The sequence below is a fragment of the Streptomyces sp. SP17BM10 genome, from assembly GCF_036322405.1.
GTDB lineage: Bacteria > Actinomycetota > Actinomycetes > Streptomycetales > Streptomycetaceae > Kitasatospora.
Window position 1 is genome coordinate 1 of record NZ_JAQYXB010000338.1, and the last position, 983, is coordinate 983.

General features: G+C 71.3%; 2 protein-coding genes. Both read right to left on the bottom strand.

What is annotated here, in order from left to right; genetic code table 11:
• Positions 1–291 (bottom strand): ricin-type beta-trefoil lectin domain protein (locus tag PUR71_RS02355; RefSeq protein ID WP_329924608.1); only part of this gene is annotated, 291 nt, incomplete at its 3' end.
• Between the two features lie 96 nt (positions 292–387).
• Positions 388–983, bottom strand: a 596-nt coding sequence (locus tag PUR71_RS02360; RefSeq protein WP_329924609.1) for an RICIN domain-containing protein, incomplete at its 5' end; no start/stop codon positions are given.

A 983-nucleotide genomic window follows, 5' to 3' on the forward strand; every position in this document is an offset into this window, starting at 1 on the left:
GGTGGCGTGGCCCGGCACGTCCAGGCACTTGTCGCCGTACACGGTCAGCTGGTCGCCGGCCGTCGACGTCCACTGCTGGTTGGCCCCGCCCGAGCAGTCGTAGACCTGCAGGGACGTGCCGTCGGCCCGGCCGAAGTTCGGGACGTCGAGACACCGGCCGGAACCCGCACCGCGCAGGGCGCCGCTGGTGTCCGCCTGAGCGGGGGCGGCGACGAGCATCGCCGCCAGCGCCACGACCACGGCGGTGAGCACCGCGGACAGTGGCCTGCGGCTGGAACCTCGTTTGCTCATCGGTTCTCCTTCGTGAACGGATGGGGCTGTCATCAGGCTTTGTTATCGCTCACATATGGGCGCGCGCTGCTGTGAGCGCGCACCCCGCAGCTCGGCTCACGTGAAGCTCCAGTGCTGGTTGGCGCCGCCGTTGGAGTCCCAGATCTGGACGGGCGTGCCGTTGCCGGTCTGACCGCCGGGGATCTCCAGGGCGCGGCCGCTGGCGACGTTGGTGAGCGTGTAGGAGCCGTCGCCGTTCCGGTCGGCCCGCCAGTGCTGGTTGGCGCCGCCGTTGGGGTCCCAGACCTGCATCCTCGTCCCGTTGCCCGTCCGGTCGCCCGGCTCGTCCAGGGTGCGGCCGCTGGCGATGTTGGTGAGCGTGTAGGAGTCGTCGCCGTTCCGGTCCGCCCGCCACTGCTGGTTGGCGGCGCCGCCGTTGGCGTCCCACACCTGGAGCGGGGTGCCGTTGCCGTTCTGGCCTGCGGGCTCGTCGAGAACGCGCCCGGCGGCCATGTCGGAGAGCGTGTACACGGTCCCGGAGGTGATGCCCCCGCTCGGTGTGCCGCCGTTTCCGCTGCCTCCGAGGGTGGTGAGGACGGCGCCGTAGGCGGGCTTCTTGGTGCCGTTGCGGTCGAACAGCAGGGGGTTCTCGCCGCTGCGCCAGGAGTCGCTGTCGCGGATGCCCCATACCGTGATGCCGGTGCAGCGGGTGA